Here is a 287-nt window from a genome sequence, read left to right as displayed (position 1 = left end):
TGCGGCGACTTTACCGACCTTCCACCTTTGGCGAGCGCAGCCGCCGCGCGCATGCCCTTCGAGCAACTCCTGGCAGACGCAGGCTACGATAGCGAAGCCAACCACCGCCACTGCCGCGAAGGCCTCGGCGTCGACAGTCTGATCCCGGCCAAGAAGCGGCGCTCGGCCCGCGTGGTCGCCACCACACCGCTGCGGCAGGAGATGGTCCGACGGCTCGGCAAGCCTGGTGTGGAAGCCGATCGCATTGCCTACCGTCAAAGGTGGAAAGTGGAGACTGTCATGTCCGT

Annotated in this window: 1 protein-coding gene; it reads left to right on the top strand. The window is 65.9% G+C overall.

The genetic code is table 11. The features are described from left to right. Positions 1 to 51: 51 nt before the first annotated feature. A partial coding sequence (locus tag JMJ56_RS33435; protein ID WP_202836161.1) for a transposase occupies positions 52 to 287 on the top strand: 236 nt, incomplete at its 3' end.

Source organism: Belnapia arida (assembly GCF_016773205.1).
GTDB classification, from domain to species: domain Bacteria; phylum Pseudomonadota; class Alphaproteobacteria; order Acetobacterales; family Acetobacteraceae; genus Belnapia; species Belnapia arida.
The sequence above is the reverse complement of the archived record's forward strand: the minus strand, read 5'-3'. Positions and strand labels throughout refer to the sequence as shown.